The 17,796-nt window shown below is 65.6% G+C and carries 15 protein-coding genes; 3 read left to right on the forward strand and 12 right to left on the reverse strand.

The genetic code is table 11. The features are described from left to right. Nucleotides 1-44: 44 nt before the first annotated feature. The 10 genes from A3E77_RS01430 to hutI form a co-directional block, all read right to left on the reverse strand. The gene (locus A3E77_RS01430) at nucleotides 45-623 is read right to left on the reverse strand and encodes a hypothetical protein (protein WP_293643122.1); all 579 of its coding nucleotides are present in this window, start codon (nucleotides 621-623) and stop codon (nucleotides 45-47) included. After that, the gene (locus A3E77_RS01435; RefSeq protein WP_293643123.1) at nucleotides 620-1,354 is read right to left on the reverse strand and encodes a C39 family peptidase; all 735 of its coding nucleotides are present in this window, start codon (nucleotides 1,352-1,354) and stop codon (nucleotides 620-622) included. Before A3E77_RS01435 ends, A3E77_RS01430 begins: the two co-directional genes overlap by 4 nt. 6 nt (nucleotides 1,355-1,360) lie before the next feature. Next, complete coding sequence (locus A3E77_RS01440; RefSeq protein WP_293643124.1) at nucleotides 1,361-1,777, reverse strand: hypothetical protein; 417 nt, start codon at nucleotides 1,775-1,777, stop codon at nucleotides 1,361-1,363. A gap of 84 nt (nucleotides 1,778-1,861) precedes the next feature. Then, a complete protein-coding gene (locus A3E77_RS01445; protein ID WP_293643125.1) occupies nucleotides 1,862-2,374 on the reverse strand; it encodes a hypothetical protein in 513 nt (170 codons plus the stop codon). Nucleotides 2,375-2,593: 219 nt separating this feature from the next. Further along, complete coding sequence (locus A3E77_RS01450; RefSeq protein WP_293643126.1) at nucleotides 2,594-3,430, reverse strand: HTD2 family dehydratase; 837 nt, start codon at nucleotides 3,428-3,430, stop codon at nucleotides 2,594-2,596. Between the two features lie 4 nt (nucleotides 3,431-3,434). Beyond that, complete coding sequence (locus A3E77_RS01455) at nucleotides 3,435-4,598, reverse strand: acyl-CoA dehydrogenase family protein (protein ID WP_293643127.1); 1,164 nt, start codon at nucleotides 4,596-4,598, stop codon at nucleotides 3,435-3,437. 75 nt (nucleotides 4,599-4,673) lie between these two features. Continuing rightward, nucleotides 4,674-6,350 (reverse strand): urocanate hydratase, encoded by a 1,677-nt coding sequence (hutU, locus tag A3E77_RS01460; protein WP_293643128.1) that lies wholly within the window; start codon nucleotides 6,348-6,350, stop codon nucleotides 4,674-4,676. Next, nucleotides 6,347-7,141 (reverse strand): N-formylglutamate deformylase, encoded by a 795-nt coding sequence (hutG, locus tag A3E77_RS01465; protein WP_293643129.1) that lies wholly within the window; start codon nucleotides 7,139-7,141, stop codon nucleotides 6,347-6,349. Before hutG ends, hutU begins: the two co-directional genes overlap by 4 nt. Beyond that, nucleotides 7,141-8,661, reverse strand: coding sequence for a histidine ammonia-lyase (hutH, locus tag A3E77_RS01470; protein WP_293643130.1), 1,521 nt, complete (start codon nucleotides 8,659-8,661; stop codon nucleotides 7,141-7,143). Before hutH ends, hutG begins: the two co-directional genes overlap by 1 nt. After that, nucleotides 8,658-9,842, reverse strand: coding sequence for an imidazolonepropionase (hutI, locus tag A3E77_RS01475; RefSeq protein ID WP_458574397.1), 1,185 nt, complete (start codon nucleotides 9,840-9,842; stop codon nucleotides 8,658-8,660). Before hutI ends, hutH begins: the two co-directional genes overlap by 4 nt. A 56-nt stretch (nucleotides 9,843-9,898) precedes the next feature. On the opposite strand from hutI, the gene A3E77_RS01480 reads away from it, so the two are divergent. Both A3E77_RS01480 and A3E77_RS01485 read left to right on the forward strand, forming a co-directional pair. Next, nucleotides 9,899-11,248, forward strand: a complete 1,350-nt coding sequence (locus A3E77_RS01480) for a formimidoylglutamate deiminase (protein ID WP_293643132.1) — start codon at nucleotides 9,899-9,901, stop codon at nucleotides 11,246-11,248. Next, entirely contained in the window at nucleotides 11,245-11,925 is a 681-nt protein-coding gene (locus tag A3E77_RS01485) for a UTRA domain-containing protein (RefSeq protein WP_293643133.1), read from the forward strand. The genes A3E77_RS01480 and A3E77_RS01485 overlap by 4 nt, the downstream gene beginning before the upstream one ends. Here A3E77_RS01485 and A3E77_RS01490 read toward each other — a convergent pair. Beyond that, nucleotides 11,909-13,432, reverse strand: coding sequence for an MFS transporter (locus A3E77_RS01490; RefSeq protein ID WP_293643134.1), 1,524 nt, complete (start codon nucleotides 13,430-13,432; stop codon nucleotides 11,909-11,911). The two genes, A3E77_RS01485 and A3E77_RS01490, sit on opposite strands and share 17 nt — an antisense overlap. Nucleotides 13,433-13,564: 132 nt before the next feature. Continuing rightward, entirely contained in the window at nucleotides 13,565-14,599 is a 1,035-nt protein-coding gene (locus tag A3E77_RS01495) for a LacI family DNA-binding transcriptional regulator (RefSeq protein WP_293643135.1), read from the reverse strand. 317 nt (nucleotides 14,600-14,916) lie between these two features. Here A3E77_RS01495 and A3E77_RS01500 point away from each other — a divergent pair, with 317 nt between their 5' ends. Continuing rightward, nucleotides 14,917-17,745: a TonB-dependent receptor gene (locus A3E77_RS01500; protein ID WP_293643136.1), complete on the forward strand. Its 2,829-nt coding sequence runs from the start codon at nucleotides 14,917-14,919 to the stop codon at nucleotides 17,743-17,745. Nucleotides 17,746-17,796 lie beyond the last annotated feature (51 nt).

A 17,796-nucleotide genomic window follows, 5' to 3' on the forward strand; every position in this document is an offset into this window, starting at 1 on the left:
GGGCCAGATGGACCGTCCCCGTCGCAACGGGGGCGGGGGGTCGTTCAGTTGCCGATCGCGCCGACCGTCTGCGCGCCCATCACGGCGCCGATCGCGTCGCTCATCCGGGTCGTCGCCAGCGCATCGCGGAAGCCTTCATATCCGCTGATGTCCAGCACCGCATCGACCTGCTGGTTCAGCGAGACGTTGCTTGCGGTGTTGATCAGCACATTCTGGATCGAGTCGGTGCTCTGGATCAGCGCGGTCTGTCCGTTGTTGGCAAGGAACACCGATTCATCGCCGACGCGCATGGTGATGCCGCCGCTCGTCAATATGCCGCCCTGGATCTGCGCGGCGTCGACGGCGGTCAGCGCGGGCGAGACGAACCGTTCGATCGTCGATCCGTGCGGCGTCCAGCTGACGATGGTGCGCAGCGCGAGCTCGTCGTTCACAAAGCTGCGGATGTCGGCGCCGAACGCGATCACCATTCCCTGAAAGGCAAAGCCGCCGCGCTGCTCGTCCAGCACCTCGTCGGACACCACCGCCGCGCTGGCGAGCGGGTCGACGGTCGCAGGCTCGCCGGCGGCGAGCAGGGCTGGCGCGATGGCGACCAGGAGGAGGCGTCTGGGCAGGGGCATTCTCATTGTACGGTTCCTACGCGGACATCGAGCAGGACCTGCGGTGTCAGCTGATATTGCGGGGGGAGGTTGGTCGTCAGATCACCGACCGAGACGTGGAGCGAGCCGTCCTTTTCGAGCGGCGCTTGCGACCAGGGACCCCAGTCGCCGGCCAGGTTGAACGCCGGGCGTTTCTGGCCGCCGCCCACGATTGCCAGCGCGATGCCGTTCCAATGCTTGTCGAAATCCTCGAGCGAATATTCGTTGAGCCCGAGCACCGAATCGCCGGTGAGGACGCGGTCGCCCCGCACCCCCTTGATCACCACGAAATGTTTGAAGCCTTTGAGATCCATCAGCACGACCGTCGGACGTTTGACCTGCTTCAGCTGCTCCGTGGTCAACCGGAACCCCTCCGCGCGGTAGCCGCGCGAAGCGAGATAGGTTTTCATGTCGAGCATGGAGAAGCCGACCTTGCGGATTTCTTCACGATCGCCCTTTTCCCACATGGCGCGAAAGGGCATCGATTCCGACGTCGGCGCATCATAATGATAGGTGAGAAGCGTCGCGAGCGCGGCCGAACCGCAGCTGAAGTCATAACGCTGCCGGATGACCGATCGAAACGGAATGTCCCACCAGGTCATCACGTTCAACTGATAGCTGCCGCCGGTTTCGGGTCCGGTCAGCCGGACCTCGGCAGCCGCGGGCGCGGCGGCGAGTGCGCACAGGGCGCCCGCAATCAAGGCTCGCATAGCCCGCATGGCGGCTCAGTCGCCGAGGTTGATCGTCAGGTTCATGCCGCTCTGGGCACTGACCTGCGCGCCGGTGTTGATCAGCAGGTTGCCGACACCGTTAAAATTGGACAGGGCGAAATCGCTGAGCGTCACCGCGCCGGCGGTATAGTCGCCCTTGAGCACGTTGCCGCTGACGATGGACTCCATCGTCTGATTGGTGATGACCAGCGACTGGCCGCCACGCTGCGTGTCGAGTTCGCTGTCGGCCAGCATCGGCGATTTGCGCTCTGCACGCACCGTAATGGAGGGGGCGGCGGCATCGACGGGGATGGCATAGGACAGCATGGGGCTGGGAACAGACACCGCGCTGTCCGGCGGGGCCAGTTGCGCGACGGCGGGGGTGGACAAGCTTGCCAGGATCAGCAGAGCCGGAAGCATTGCGGGTTTCATGACAGGAATACTCCTGAAAACATCAAAAAAGGTGATGGCCGACGCCCTGGGGGGCAGGCGCGCCGGCCATCCGGGGGGACGTGGTTAGTCGCCGCCGCCGCCGTTGCCGTCACCGCCACCGGTGCCGAAGTTGACGGTGCCTTGTGCCGCGATGTTGGTTGCGGCCTGGGTGTTGGCGTTGATGCCGGTGTTCCAGGCTGCATTCAGGATGCCGGCATAGGCCGCGAACGCGTTGCCGCGGACCGAGTTGTTGCCGCTCTGATAGCCGACGTTCGTGTCGCTGTCGTCTTCACCGTCCATATCGACGACTTCGTCGAGATTCTGGTTGGTGTTGTTGGCGCTCAGCGATTGCGTCGCGACAACCAGATTGTTGCCGTTGAACGAACCATTGCCGTCATTGTCCTGATCGTCGTCCGAGAAGGTGTCGGCCGCGTTGTCCTGGACGAACAGGTCGATCAGGTCGTTGACGACGAGCGTGTCGCTGTTGTTTCCGGCAGCGCCGTTCGTGTTCGTACCACCGCCCAGAGTTTGCGCGTAAGCGGGGGCCCCGGCAATGGCAAGCGCCAGAACCGACGCCGCAAGCATGACTTTCTTCATGATCGTCTCCTTACATTGGCAAAAAGGGAATTCGCTCGCGCCGCTTGGCGCGATGGTGCGGACCTCCCCACATATGTCCGCATTCTCGCGAACAACTGCACTATGCTCGCTGCCCGCGCCGCCCGCTTTGCGAATTGGCAATGTCAGCGGTGGAGAATTACCCAGATGATATCAGTGGGAGGAATTGCGCAGGGTCCAAGCCGCCGCAAATTCGCTGTTTCAGGCGAGGTTCGCCCGCATCGTCGTGCGCCCCGCGGCATCGCGTGCCCACAGACGCGCACCGTCGTCGGCCCGCGTCAGGCAGAGGTCGAAGGGCGCGCCGTCGATGAGCGGCGCCTCGGCGCGGAAGGCGAAGCTGTGCGGGATCAGCCCGGCGCGCAGGCCATGGTCCATCAACAGCGTCGCGATCAGCGGGCCGTGGACGACGAGTCCGGCATAACCCTCTACATCGCGGGCATAGTCGCGGTCGTAGTGGATACGGTGCGCGTTGAAGGTCAGCGCGGAATAGCGGAACAGCAGGACCGGGTCGGGCAGGACGCTGCGAACGAAGTCGGCGGGTTCGGGAGCGGCGGGAGCGGTCGGGGCGGCCGCAGCGGTCGGCGCGGCGCCTGCGGCCTCGCGAAACACAATGTCCTGGTCTTCGCGGATCGCGGGAACGCCATCGGCCGAAATCTCGTGGCGCAGCGTCACGAACAACAGGTCGCCACTGGCTCCGCGTTTGGGCTTGATCGCGTCGATCGTCGTGACGCGGATCATCGCGGCGCCGACCGCGATCGGCGCGAGAAATTCGATCCGGCTGCCTGCCCACATCCGGCGGGGCAGCGGGACGGGCGGTAACAGGCCCTTGTCGCCCCGCACGGGGTGCCCGTCGGCGCCGATCACCGACTGGCGAGCGGTCGGCAGGAAATAGAGCCAGTGACCGAGCGGGGGAACGGTGCCCGCCGTCCACGGCGAGACATCATGGTCGAGCAGCGCGGCCAGCCCGGTGAGCGGCGCGGCGGTCGCGACATCCTCGCGCATTTCGCTGCGGCCGACCCAGGCGGAATAATCGTCCATCGGATCAGAAGCTCTTGGGCAGGCCGAGCGCGTGGGTCGCGACATGGCTCAGGATGAGGTTGGTGCTGATCGGCGCGACCTGGTAGAGCCGCGTTTCGCGGAACTTGCGCTCGATGTCATATTCCTCGGCAAAGCCGAAACCCCCGTGCGTCTGGACGCACATGTCGGCGGCATACCAGCTCGCTTCCGAGGCGAGCATCTTTGCCATATTCGCCTCGGTCCCGCCGTCCTGTCCGGCGTCGAACAGCCGCGCCGCCTTGTCGACCATTTCGGCGGCGGCGGCGATCTGGACATAGGCGCGCGCGATCGGGAACTGGATACCCTGATTCTCGCCGATCGCGCGGCCGAACACTTCGCGGTCCTTTGCGTAAGCGGTGGCGCGGTCGATGAAGAAGCGACCGTCGCCGATGCATTCGGATGCGATCAGGATGCGTTCGGCATTCATGCCCGACAGGATGTATCGAAAACCCTTGCCCTCCTCCCCGATCAAATTTGCGGCAGGGACTTCGAGATCGTCGAAAAACAGCTCGGTTGTCGCATGGTTGAGCATTGTGCGCACCGGGCGGATCGTCAGCCCCTTGCCCTCTGCCTCGCGCATGTCGACCAGCAGCACGCTCATCCCGTCCGATGGCTTCGCGCATTCCTCGCGCGGCGTGGTGCGGCACAGCAGGACCATCAGGTCCGAATGTTCGGCGCGGCTGATCCAGATCTTTTGCCCGTTGACGATATATTTGTCGCCGACCTTGCGCGCGAAGGTGCGGATACGCGTCGTGTCGGTGCCCGCGGTCGGCTCGGTGACGCCAAAGGCCTGCAGCCGAAGCTCGCCGCGGGCGATCGCGGGCAGATAGGCCTGTTTCTGCGCCTCTGACCCATGTTTCAGCAGCGTGCCCATCGTATACATCTGCGCATGGCAAGCGCCGCCGTTGCAGCCCGAACGGTGGATTTCCTCGAGCACCGCGGTCGCGGCGCCCAGGCCGAGGCCCGAACCGCCATAGGCTTCGGGGATCAGGACCGACAGAAAACCCGCTTCGGTCAGGGTGCGGACAAATTCGGTCGGATAAATACGGTCGCGGTCGAGTGCTTGCCAATATTCGCCCGGAAAACCGGCGCACAAGCGGCGCACCGCGTCGCGGATTTCGGGATGGCTTTGCGGCTGGGCTTCGGACATCGGCGTCTGGCTCTCCCCTGATCGTTGGGGAGAGCCTTAGAATGCGAAGCTGTTTCGGTGCAACTGAAACAAATGTCAGATGCTCGGCAGGTCGAGACCCTTGTCGCGCGCGCAGTCGATGGCGATGTCATAGCCCGCGTCGGCGTGGCGCATGACGCCGGTGCCGGGGTCGTTCCACAGCACGCGTTCGAGCCGCTGGGCCGCTTCGGGGGTGCCGTCGGCGACGATCACCATGCCGCTGTGCTGCGAATAGCCCATGCCGACGCCGCCGCCGTGATGGAGCGACACCCAGGTCGCGCCCGACGCGGTGTTGAGCAGCGCGTTAAGCAGTGGCCAGTCCGAAACCGCATCCGACCCGTCGCGCATCGCTTCGGTCTCGCGGTTGGGCGAGGCGACCGAGCCTGAATCGAGATGGTCGCGGCCGATGACGATCGGGGCTTTCAGCTCGCCCGACGCCACCATTTCGTTGAACGCGAGGCCAAGCCGGTGGCGGTCGCCAAGCCCGACCCAGCAGATGCGCGCGGGCAGGCCCTGGAACCGGATTTTATCGCGCGCCATGTCGAGCCAGTTGTGGAGATGCTTGTTGTCGGGAAGCAGCTCCTTCACCTTGGCGTCGGTCTTGTAGATATCCTCGGGATCGCCCGACAGCGCGACCCAGCGGAACGGGCCGATGCCGCGGCAGAAAAGCGGGCGGACATAAGCGGGCACGAAGCCGGGAAAGTCGAAGGCATTTTCGACGCCTTCGTCCTTCGCCACCTGGCGGATATTATTGCCATAATCGGTGGTGGGAACGCCCGTGGCTTGCAGGTCGAGCATCGCCTGGACATGGACGGCCATCGACGCTTTCGCGGCCTTGGCGACCGCGGCGGGATCGCTCTCGCGCTTCGCGAACCACGCGTCGAGCGTCCAGCCCGCGGGAAGGTAGCCGTTGATCGGGTCGTGCGCCGATGTCTGGTCGGTCAGCAGGTCGGGGCGGATGCCGCGACGAACCATTTCGGGCAGCAGTTCGGCGGCATTGCCGAGCAGGCCGACCGACACGGGCTTGCCCGCGGCATGGGCCTCCTCGATCATCGCCAGCGCCTCGTCGATGCTCGACGCCTGCTTGTCGAGATAGCCGGTGCGCAGCCGCATTTCGATGCGGCTCGGCTGGCATTCGATCGCGAGGCAGCTGGCGCCTGCCATCACCGCCGCGAGCGGCTGGGCGCCGCCCATGCCGCCCAGGCCCGCGGTCAGCAGCCAGCGGCCCCTGAGGTCGCCGCCATAATGCTGGCGCCCCATCTCGACAAAGGTTTCGTAGGTGCCCTGCACGATGCCTTGGCTGCCGATATAGATCCAGCTGCCCGCGGTCATCTGGCCGTACATCATCAGGCCTTTGCGATCGAGCTCGTGGAAATGCTCCCAATTCGCCCATTCGGGGACGAGGTTCGAGTTGGCGAGCAGCACGCGCGGCGCATTTTCGTGGGTGCGGAACACCCCGACCGGCTTGCCCGACTGGATCAGCAAAGTCTCGTCGCCCTCCAGCCGTTTCAGCGTCTCGACGATCTTGTCATAGCTGTCCCAGTCGCGCGCGGCGCGGCCGATGCCGCCATAGACCACCAGTTCGTGCGGCGCCTCTGCGACATCCGGGTGGAGGTTGTTCATCAGCATCCGCATCGGCGCTTCGGTCAGCCAGCTTTTCGCGCTGATCTCGGGGCCGGTCGCCGGACGGATCACCCGGCTGTTGTCCAGTCGCGGACTGAGGGGTCGGTTCATTTCTGTCCTTTCGCAAAGTCGAGGGCCGCGGCGATCACTTGCTGCAAGGTGGGCAGGATCGCCGGGTTCGGGTCGAGGGGAGCGGCTTCGGTCAGTGCAGCGGATTCGGTCATGTAACCGCGCTGCGCCAGCTCCATCTGGATCGCATGGATGCCTTCGTCGGGACGGCCATAATGGCGCGTCGTCCAGCCGCCCTTGAAGCGACCGTTGACGACATGGCTGTGGCCGCTGGCTGCGCAGATGTTGGCGATTACGGTTTCGAGTTCGGGTGCGCAGGTCGCGCCATCGTTGCTGCCGATGTTGAATTGCGGCAGCTCGCCATCGAACAGCCGGGGCACATGGCTGCGGATCGAATGCGCGTCATAAAGGGTGATGCGGCCATGCCGCGCGCGCAGTCGATCGATCTCGCCCGCCAGCGCCTCGTGATACGGCCGGTGATAGAGGTGGAGACGCTGCATGATCTCGGTCTCGTCGGGTCCGCCGAAGCGATAGAGCGGATCGCCGTCGAAGGTCGTGGTCGGGCAGAGTTCGGTGGTCGCCTGTCCGGGATAGAGCGACACGCCTGACGGATCGCGGTTCATGTCGATCACGCTGCGCGAGATATCGGTGGCGACCAGCGTGGCGCCAAGGTCGGCGGCAAAGGCGTAAAGATCGGCAATCCACCAGTCGGTATCCAGCTGCGCCCGCCAGGGCGAAACGAACTGGTCGTCGAGCCCCGCAAGGTCGGTGCCGCCGTGCGGGAAGGCGAGGATGAGCGGCGCGTCGCCGCGATGAACGCGCAGCCAGTCCATCACGCGATGCCGGGCAGGGCGGCGGGCACCGCAGCGACGAGGCTGCCCGACCGGACCAGCGCGGTCGCGGCCTCCATATCGGGATGGAAATGCCGGTCGTCGCCGAGCATCGGGACCGCGGCGCGGAGGTGTGTGTGTGCGGCCTGGAGCGCGTCGCTCGATTTCAGCGGCGCATGGAAGTCGATACCCTGACACGCCGCAAGCCATTCGATGCCGATCACCGCGCTGGCATTGTCGGCCATGTCGAGCAGGCGGCGCGCACCATGCGCGGCCATCGACACATGATCCTCCTGGTTGGCCGACGTCGGGATCGAATCGACGCTGGCGGGATAGGCGCGCTGCTTGTTCTCGCTGACCAGCGCCGCGGCGGTCACCTGCGGGATCATGAAACCCGAATTGAGGCCGGGGCGCGGGGTGAGGAAAGCGGGGAGGCCGGACAGCGCGGGGTCGACGAGCATCGCGATGCGGCGTTCGGAGATCGAACCCATCTCGCACAGCGCCATGGCGATCATGTCGGCGGCGAAAGCGACGGGTTCGGCGTGGAAATTGCCGCCCGACAGCGCCTCGTCACTATCCGCAAAGATCAGCGGATTGTCCGACACGCCGTTCGCTTCAATGCCCAGCGTCTCTCCAGCCTGGCGCAGCAGGTCGAGCGCGGCGCCCATCACCTGCGGCTGGCAGCGGAGGCAATAGGGGTCCTGCACGCGCGGATCGCCCTCTGCGTGCGAGGCGCGGATCGCGGAGCCCGCCATCAGGGTGCGCAGCGTGTCGCCGACCTCGCGCTGCCCCCTGTGACCGCGCAGCGCGTGGATACGCGCATCGAACGGCGCATCGGAGCCTTTCGCCGCTTCGGTTGAAAGCGCGCCGGTCACGAGCGCGGAGCGGAAGATGGTTTCGGCGCGGAAAAGCCCCGCGAGCGCGTTGGCGGTCGAAAATTGGGTGCCGTTGAGCAGCGCAAGGCCCTCTTTGGGGCCAAGCTCGAGTGGGACGAGACCGGCCTGCGCCAGCGCATCGGCGGCGGGCAGCGTCTGATCGCCGACCTCGATCAAACCAACCCCGATCATCGCCGCTGCCATATGCGACAGCGGCGCCAGGTCGCCGCTCGCGCCGACCGATCCCTGCGACGGGACGACGGGGGTCAGGCCTTTTGCGAGCATCGTCTCCAGCATCGCCACCGTTTCGCGCCGCACCCCCGATGCACCGACGCCAAAGCTCGCAAGCTTCAGCGCCATCATCAGCCGGACGACGGGGACGGGCGAGGGTGCGCCGGTGCCCGCCGCATGGCTGAGCACGATGTTGCGCTGGAGCGTCGCCAAATCGTCACTCGCGATCCGCACGCTCGCCAGCTTTCCAAAGCCGGTGTTGATGCCATAGACCGGGTCGCCCTTGGCAACGATGCGCGCCACCGCGGCGGCGCTCGCGTCGATCGCATCCCATGCACCGGCGTCCAGCGCCGCGCTTGCGCCTTCATAAATGGCGCGCCAGTCGGCGAGCGTCATGGCGCCGGGGGTGATGATCATTGTCCGTCCTTGATGCGTTGGTGAAGCGGGTTGAAGCCGATGCGGTAAACCAGCTCGGCGGGGTCGGTGACGTCCCAGATCGCGAGGTCGCAGACCTTGCCGGGCTCAAGCGTGCCGACATCTTCGCCAAGGCCCAGCGCGGCGGCGGCGTTGACCGTCACGCCGCGCAGCGCCTCGACCACCGTCAGCCCGAACAAGGTCGCGCCCATGTTGAGCATGAGCAGCAGCGAAGTCGTCGGCGAGGTGCCGGGATTATTGTCGGTCGCAAGCGCAATGCGCGTGCCGTGGCGGCGCATCGCGTCGACCGGCGGCAATTTGGTTTCGCGCATGAAATAATAGGCGCCGGGGAGCAGCACCGCGACCGTGCCCGCTTCGGCCATCGCGCGAACGTCCTCTTCGGTCGCATGTTCGAGATGGTCGGCCGACAAGGCGCCGTGCCGTGCCGCGAGCGCACTGCCGCTCAGCGCCGATAATTGTTCGGCATGCAGCTTGACCGCCAGCCCGTGCGCCTTGGCAGCTTCGATCACGCGCTCGCATTGCGCCGGCGAAAAACCAATGCCTTCGCAAAAAGCGTCGACCGCGGTGGCAAGCGGCGCGGCGGCGGGGATCATATCGGCCACGACAAGGTCGATATAGGCATCGCTGTCGTTCTGATATTCGGGCGGCAGCGCGTGCGCGCCGAGGAAGGTCGGTTCGACGCGAACGGCGCGGCGTCCGGCGAGCGCGCGCGCGGCGCGCAGCATCTTCAACTCGTCCGCGGTCGAAAGCCCATAACCCGACTTGATCTCGATCGTCGTCACGCCCTCGGCGATCAGCGCATCGAGGCGGGGAAGGGCGGCGTCGACCAGGTCCGCTTCGCTCGCCTCGCGCGTCGCGCGCATCGTCGATACGATCCCGCCGCCCGCGCGGGCGATGTCTTCATAACGCGCGCCTGCAAGCCGCATGGCCCACTCATTGGCACGGTTGCCGCCATGGACCAGATGCGTGTGGCAGTCGATCAGGCCGGGGGTGATCAAGCGGCCTTCGCAATCGGTTATGCGCGCGGCCGTCGCAGGGGCGTCGTCGGCGGGCCCCGCATAGACGATCCGCCCATCCTTCGCCGCCACGACGCCCTTGTCGATCAGCCCAAGGCTGCCATCGGCCATCGTTGCGAGTCGGGCGTTTGTCCAGATCTGCTCCATCTGGACAGTCTCGCCCCGATGCGCCATTATGTCTAGACATAATATGAGGACGGATGATGGCTTCTCTGTGGTTCGAGCGGGCGTGGCTTTGCAGCGAGTGGAAACGGGATGTGCGCCTGCGGATCGCCGACGGCATGATCGCCGCGGTCGAGGTCGGGGTCGAAGCGGAGGAGGGTGATGAGCGGCACCGCGTCGCGCTGCCCGGGCTTTGCAATGTCCACAGCCACGGCTTTCAGCGCGGGATGGCCGGGCTTTCGGAGCGCCGCAGCCGACCCGACGACAATTTCTGGAGCTGGCGGGAGATCATGTACCGCTTCCTCGACCGGCTGACGCCCGAGGATGTCGCCGCGATCACCGCGCAGGCCTATGCGGAGATGCTGGAGACCGGGTTCACCCGCGTCGGCGAGTTTCACTATCTGCACCATGACCCGGCCGGGGCGCCCTATGCCGACCGGGGCGCCATGGCGGGGGCGATTGTCGAGGCCAGCGCCGTGAGCGGGATCGGCCTGACCTTGCTCCCCGTCTTTTACGCGCATGGCAATTTCGGCGCCGCACCACCCAGCCCCGGTCAGCGGCGTTTCCTTTGCGATATGGACGGCTTTGCCGCGCTGCTCGATGCGGCGCGGCCAAAGCTGGTCGGCGACGCCAATATCGGCATCGCGCCGCACTCGCTGCGCGCGGTGACGCCGAGCGAACTGGCGACGCTGCTCGACATGTCGCCCACCGGCCCCGTGCATATCCACGCCGCCGAACAGGTGAAGGAGGTTGCCGACTGCGTCGCGTGGAGCGGCGCACGGCCCGTCGAATGGCTGCTCGACCATGCCGGAGTCGACGAACGCTGGTGCCTGATCCATTCGACGCACATCGACGAAAGCGAAGTGGTGCGTTTGGCCGCCAGCGGGGCGGTCGCGGGATTGTGCCCGATTACCGAGAGCAATCTGGGCGACGGCATCTTTCCTGCGGCCGAATATCTCGCCGCGGGCGGCCGTTTCGGCGTCGGCACCGACAGCAACATCCTCGTCGACGCGGCGCAGGAACTGCGCGCACTCGAATATTCGCAGCGGCTGGCGCAGCGCGCGCGCGCGCTGCTGGCGCGCGAGGATGTGCCTTTTGTCGGAACGAATATGTTCGGATATGCGCTGTCCGGCGGGGCGCAGGCGCTTGGCGTGCCCGCCGGGTTGGCGGTGGGCCATGCCGCCGACATCGTCTCGCTCGACCTCGACCATCCTGCCTTTGCAGGGACCGATGATGCGACGCTTTTCGACCGCTGGATTTTTGCGGCGCGCGCGGGTGCGATCGACAGCGTGTGGCGCGCGGGGGTCCAGCGCGTCGCCAAGGGGCGGCATGTCGCGGCCGACGCGATCGGCGGCGCCTATCGCGCCTGCATCGCGCGGCTGCTCGCGTGAACCCCGCGCGCCGCATCCGCGACGAGATTGCCGCGTCGATCCAGTCGGGCGAATGGCGCCCCGGCGACCGGGTGCCGACCGAGCAGGAACTGGCGGCCCGATATGGGTGCGCGCGCGCGACGGTGAGTAAGGCGCTTGGCGAGCTGGCCGCATCGGGGCTGGTCGAACGGCGACGCAAGGCCGGAACCTTCGTCGCGCATCCGCCGGTTCATTCGGCGGTGATGACCGTGCCCGACCTCGCCGAACTGATTGCCGCGCGCGGAGAGGCCTATCGCTGGGATCTGGCGTCGATCGCGGCGGAGGATTCGGGCGAGGCGCTGTGCCCCGGTCCGGCGCTGCGGATCGAGGGCGTGCATATGGCGGCGGGCGAGGCCTTTGCCCTCGAACGCCGCGTCATCGCGCTCGGCGAAGTGCCCGCGGCGGCGGAGGCCGATTTTGCGAAGGAAGCGCCCGGCACCTGGCTGCTGGGCCACATCCCCTGGACCCAGGCGCGGCACGTCATCCGCGCGCTGACCCCGACGCGCCGGGAAGCCGCGCTGTTGGGGATCGGAACGGGCGCCGCCTGCCTTGAACTCGACCGCACGACGTGGCGCGCGGGTCGCGTCGTCACGCATGTCCGGCAATTGTTCCGCGGCGACCGTTTCGACCTGGTCGCAGAATTCAACGCGGGGCCATGACGCCGCCCGCGCCGTGCGGGATCATCGGCACGATGCGCAGCATGGCGATCGCGGCAATCACCCACGCGGCCGCGGCAAAGCCCATGGTATAGACGGGTTCACCGGGAAACAGCGCCTTCATCACCTGGCCCATCACCGTTGCGACCAGCAATTGGGGGACGACCACAAAGATGTTGAACAGCCCCATATAGATGCCAAGCTTTGCCTGCGGCAGGTTCGAGGCGAGGATCGCATAAGGCATGGCGAGAATCGAGGCCCAGGCGATGCCGATCGCCACCTCGGCAAGCAACAGCGCCTGCGGGTCACGCAGGACAAGGAAGCTGGCAAACCCCGCCGCACCGATCAGCAGGCAGATGATGTGCGTGCGCGCCTGCCCGACGCGCCGCGACAGCCAGGGAAGAAGGGTGAGGGCGGCGATGGCCGCAACGGCGTTATACGCGGCAAACAGCACCCCGACCCAATTGCCCCCGGCCTGGTAGGCGGACGACGCGGGATCGCTGCTTCCGAACATATATTGCGCGACGACGGGCGTGGTGTTGATCCACATGATGAACAGCGCCGACCAGCTGAAGAATTGGACCAGCGCGAGTTTCTTCATCACCGGCGGCATCCCGGCGAAATCGCCGACGATATGCGCCAGCATATTGTTGCCGCGCCCGGCGCGGGCGAGCGCGATGGCGGCGGCATTCGCGGCGCCAAAGGCGACGAGCAGCGCGGCGAGCAGATAAAGTTCCTTTTCGAGCGCCCAGCGGGCGACAACCAGGGCGACGCCCATTCCCGCGGCGATCCATGCCACGCTGCCGGCATAGCGGCGCGCGGCGAGGCGTTCGGTCAGGCTGGTCGCGGTGTCCGCCGGTTCTGCGTCGGCAAAACCGGCCATTTCTTCGGGCGTATATTCGCGTGTGGTCAGCACCGTCCACAGGACCGAGACGAAAAATGCGGCGCCTCCGGCCCAGAAACTGTAGCGCACCGTATCGGGGATTTCGCCCGGCGGCGCGGTGTTGGCGACGCCGAACTGGTCGAGCAGCCAGGGAAAGGCCGATCCCGCCACCGCGCCGGCCCCGATGAAGAAGGTCTGCACCGCATAACCGATGCTGTGCTGGTCACGGCGCAGCATGTCCCCGACAAAGGCGCGGAACGGCTCCATCGATATGTTGATCGCCGCGTCGAGGATCCACAGCATGACGACCGAGAACCATAATATGCGCGATTCGGGCATGACGGCCAACGCCAGCGCGGCGAGGATCGCACCGGCGAGGAAATAGGGGCGCCGACGGCCGAGCCGACCGAGCCAGGTGCGGTCGGACATATGGCCGATGACGGGCTGGACGAGCAGGCCGGTCAGCGGTGCGGCGATCCAGAGCGCGGGCAGCGTTTCCAGTTCGGCACCGAGCGTCTGGAAAATCCGGCTCATATTCGCATTTTGCAGCGCGAAGCCGATCTGGATTCCCAGAAAGCCGAAGCTGATATTCCACAGGCCCCAAAAGCCCTGTCTCGGCTTTTCCATCTCACTCTCCCCGGTGGCCGCTGGTGCGGCTCGCCCGGCGCGACGATGGCCGCGGGGGCAAGGCAGGGCAAGCCGCGCGGCCGCTGCGTATACGAATACGTTGGCCGAAGGGGGGCGGCTAGGGTCCTGACCCTAGACCGCCGTGCTCTGCCGCTTGATCAGCCGCGTCGGCAAGACGCTGCGCTCGACGGGCAGGTTGTCGAGACGCCGCAGCAGCGCATCGACCAGCAATTCGCCCGCGCTTTTCATGTCCTGCATCACCGTTGTCAGCGTCGGCGAGGTCAGGTTGGCGGCCGGAATATCGTCGAAGCCGATGACCGCGACGTCCTGCGGCAGGCGGAGCCCCGCCTCGGTCAGCGCGCGCATTGCACCGATCGCGATCAGGTCGCTCGCCGCGAAAATGGCGTCGAACGGGCGCCCGCTCGCCAGCAGCGCGCGGGCGGCGGCATGGCCCGATTCCTCCGACGAGATTGCGTCGCGCTGCAACGCGGGATCGGGCGACAGACCCGCCCCCTCCATCGCCCGGCACAGCCCGGCGTAGCGGTCCTGGAATTCGGGGGCGTGGTCCGATGCATCGCCAAGAAAGGCGATGGTGCGCCGCCCGATTTCGATCAGGTGCCGGCCCGCCTGCATTCCGGCGCCGACATTGTCCGATCCGACGGTCAGCCCGATGCTGTCGTCCGACACCGATCCCCAGCGGACGAATTTGGTATCCATTTCGACCAGATGTTCGAGTTTCGAGCGATAAAGCTGGTAATCGCCATAGCCGAGCAAGATGATGCCGTCGGATCGGTGGCTGTCCTGATAGGCGACGTGCCAGTCGTTGTGCATCTGCTGAAAGCTGATCAGAAGGTCATAGCCGCGCAGCGCGCACTGGCGCGTGATCGACCCGAGCATCGACAGGAAAAAGGGATTGATCATCGACTGGTCGGGGGTCGGGTCCTCGAAAAACAGCAGCGCCAGCGTATGCGTGCGCTGTGAACGGAGGCTGGAGGCGTTTTTGTCGACGGTGTAGTTGAGTTCGCGCGCGATGCGTTCGATGTTCGCGCGGGTCGCCGCGCTGACCGACTTGCTGCCGCGCAGCGCGCGCGACACCGTGGGTTGGGACACGCCCGCGAGATAGGCGATGTCAAAGCTCGTCGGCTTGGCGGAGGGCTGTCGCCCCATGCTGCTCTCCCGGTCGCGGCGGCCTTATCGCTGGTCGCTGCATGGGGCAGACTAGCGATTGGTCCGGTCGATGCCAAGAATTTGCATGAAGCCGACGCGCGTCGCGATCGGCCGGAAAACGACCGATTTGGAAGGCCGCCGCCCTTTCGCATATTATGCGTATACGTATACCCTATGGTCCCATGGCCCGATTGGTTCCAATTGCAAGGCCGAGATGGGAAAACCCACGCTTCGTTGAGAGGATGCTGCGCGGCACGATTGCCGCCCCCTTTTGCCGTCGCTCGGGTTCGACCGCCCATCGCAGCAGGGGACTTTGAATGACCAGAACCACCAGCCTTCGCCGCGGCGCCAGTGCCATCGCGCTCGGCCTTGCCCTGACCGCTTTCGTGCCCGGCGCCGCCATGGCGCAGGATAGTGAAACCGCGCCCGTCGCCGAGGAAGGCAGCGGCGAGGACGAGATCGTCGTATCGGGTTTCCGCGCCAGCTTGCAGAGCGCGGTGAACGCCAAGAAGAACCGCGACCAGGTGGTCGAATCGATTTCGGCGGAAGATATCGGCAAGCTGCCCGACGCCTCGATCGCGGAGGCGATCGCGCGCCTGCCCGGCCTGACGTCGCAGCGCGTTTCGGGCCGCTCGAACGCCATCTCGATCCGCGGTTTCGCGCCCGACTTTTCGACCACCCTGCTCAACGGGCGCGAGCAGACCTCGACCGGCGACAATCGCGCGGTCGAATATGACCAATATCCGTCCGAAGTCGTCAACCAGGTGCTCGTCTACAAGACGCCGATGGCGTCGATCGTCGGGCAAGGCCTGTCGGGGACCGTCGATCTGCGCACGATCCGGCCGCTCGATTATGGCAAGCGGGTGATCTCGATCGGCGGCCGCGGGACGTGGGCCGACCTGGGCAAGCTGAACGCCGGGTCGAAAAAATACGGCTATCGCATCAACGGCACCTTCGTCGATCAATTCGCGAACGACACGCTGGGGATCGCGCTGTCGGCGAGCTATCTCGACGAACCTTATCAGATCCAGGAATTCAATGCGTGGGGTTATGCCGGTGACGGCACCGCGGCCAACCCGGTCGTGATTGGCGGATCGAAAAGCTATGCGACCTCGACCCAGCTCAAGCGTCTGGGCCTGCAAGGCACGGTCCAGTGGCGCCCGACCCCCAATTTTACCTCGACACTCGATGCCTTTTATTCGGATTTCAGCGACGACCAGATCAAGCGCGGCATCGAACTGCCGCTCGCGTTCGGCGGCGCCGGCGTGATCGTCGATGACATTGATGAAACGGGCGAGTTCGTCTTCGCGCGATCGGGCCGCTTCACGGGCGTCGAGGGCGTGGTGCGCAACGACGTGTTCGAGCGCAAGGCAAAGCTCTACAGCTTTGGCTGGAACAATCGCTGGGAAGGCGATGATGGCTGGAACGCGACGTTCGACATCAGCCTGTCGAAAACCGACCGCAACGAACTGATCGTCGAAAGCAATGCGGGGACGGGCCGCGGTGCGGGCGTCGGGGCGACGGACACCATCGGTTTCACGAGCGACATCAACGGCACCCTCTTCTCGCCCATGCTCAACTATGGCGATTACAACCTGATCCAGCTGACCAGTCCGCTGGGCTGGGGCGGCGACCAGACGTCGGTCGACGGCCGGCGTATTCGCGGCGGGCAGGACGGCTATTACAACAATCGCATCATCAAGGACGAGCTGCGGCAATATCGCGTCGAAATCGAGCGCGAGCTCGAAGGCTTCCTCAAATCGGTGCAGTTCGGTGCCAATTACACCGATCGCAAAAAGAGCCTGACCCCCGACGAAGCATTTCTGGGCCTTGTCGACAACACCGACGGGCTGACGAGCGTGCCGATCCCCGATCAATATCGCCTTGGCACGACGAACCTCTCCTATCTTGGGCTGGGTCCGGTGGTCAGCTATGACCCGCGCGACCTGATCGCGGGCGGCGTTTATCAGCTGGTGCCGAACCCCTATGGCGATGTTGTCGTGAAGGCCTATGATGTCAGCGAAAAGCTGATGACGACCTATTTGCAGGCGAATATCGACCATGAAATGGGGTCGTCGCAGCTGACGGGCAATTTCGGCGTCCAGGCAATCTTCACCGACCAGAATTCGAGCGGCGCCAGCGCGTCCTTCATCGGCACCAACCCCAATGGGTCGCCGAATATCCAGGGAATTCCACGTCGCGAAAGCACCGATTACCTCGACGTGCTGCCCAGCCTGAACCTGTCGCTGCGCACCGCGAGCGACTTCGTCATCCGGGTCGGCGTCGCACGCGAAATCATCCGCCCGCGGCTCGACGACATGCGCGCGACGCTGAGCTATGGCACGACCGTCGGCGATCCGGGCGGCATGGTCTGCCCGACCGGACGGACCTGCGCGGTGGTGCGCGGCGATTCGGGCAATCCCGACCTGCGTCCCTGGCGCGCCAATGCCGCCGACGTGACGCTCGAAAAATATTTCGGATCGTCGGGCTATGTCGCGCTGCAACTCTTCTACAAGGATTTGAAGAGCTACATCTACAACCAGGCGGTGCCGTTCGATTTTTCGAGTTACCCGGTGGCGGAGGCGGGCAATGACGGCAACGGCCTGCCGATCATCGTCAATTACATGGGCACCGCCAATGTTCCCATCAACGGCGAGGGCGGCAAGATTTATGGCGCCGAATTTGCGGGCACGCTGCCGTTCAGCACCTTTACCGCGGCGCTCGACGGCTTTGGTGTGACCGGCGGGGTTTCCTATACCAAGACGAAGATCGAGCCGACGCCGGGCGCACCGGCGGAGGACATCCCCGGCTATTCCAAATGGGTCGCCAACGGCACCGCCTATTTCGAGAAATCGGGATTCAACGCCCGCGTCAGCGCGCGTTATCGGTCGAGCTTCATCGGCGAATTGTCGGGTTTCGGCGGCGTTCGCGTCCGGCGCCGCGCGCGCGCCGAAACGATTGTCGACGCCCAGCTTGGTTACGACTTCCAACCGGGAAGCACGCTCGAAGGCCTGTCGATCTTTGTGCAGGGCCAGAACCTGACCGACGAACCCTTTGTCACCGACGATCCGCGCGATAGCCGCGCGGTGATCGACTATCAGGTTTATGGCCGCCGCTTCCTCGCGGGCGCGTCGTTCAAATTCTGAGTCCTCCCTCGTGGGGCGGCGCGCTTGCCGCCCCACGCTTTTGCTGCTCAA

This window comes from Sphingopyxis sp. RIFCSPHIGHO2_12_FULL_65_19 (assembly GCF_001830555.1).
Classification (GTDB): domain Bacteria; phylum Pseudomonadota; class Alphaproteobacteria; order Sphingomonadales; family Sphingomonadaceae; genus Sphingopyxis.